The sequence below is a fragment of the Sphingomonas sp. CCH9-F2 genome, from assembly GCF_001556735.1.
In the GTDB taxonomy this organism is placed as follows: Bacteria; Pseudomonadota; Alphaproteobacteria; order Sphingomonadales; family Sphingomonadaceae; genus Sphingomonas; species Sphingomonas ginsenosidimutans.
In genome coordinates, this window is record NZ_LSJO01000150.1 from 1 (window position 1) to 470 (window position 470).

Genomic DNA, 470 nt, shown 5'->3' on the forward strand with positions numbered 1-470 from the left:
GATGGCACGCGGAAGTTGGTGACGGTTATGTCCTTCTCGTCGAGCTGCGGCATGAACTCCTCGCCGAGCAAGCCAAAGCTCAGCACTGCCGCGACGAACACGCCGACACCGCCCAGGATGAAGGGCATCGGGCGGGCGACAGCCCGGCCCAGCACGGGGGCGTAGCGTTCCTTGAACCAGCGGATCGGCTTCACTTCCGTCTCACTGACCCGGCCCTTGACGACGATCGCGATCATCGCGGGAACGAAGGTCAGCGACAGGACGAAAGCGGAGGCGAGCGCCACCATCAACGTGATCGCCATCGGCGCGAACGTCTTGCCCTCAACGCCCTGGAAGGTGAGCAGCGGCACGAAGACGAGGAAGATGATGAGCTGACCATAAACGGTCGGCCGCACCATCTCCTTGGCCGCGAGCGTCGTTTCCTCCATCCGCTCTTCGCGGGTGAGAAGCCGGCCTTCATGCTCCTGGCG

At 64.0% G+C, this 470-nt stretch carries 1 protein-coding gene; it reads right to left on the minus strand.

Translation table 11 applies throughout. From position 1 onward, the window contains the following. Window positions 1-470, minus strand: a 470-nt coding sequence (locus AX685_RS04390; RefSeq protein ID WP_197418478.1) for an efflux RND transporter permease subunit, incomplete at both ends; no start/stop codon positions are given.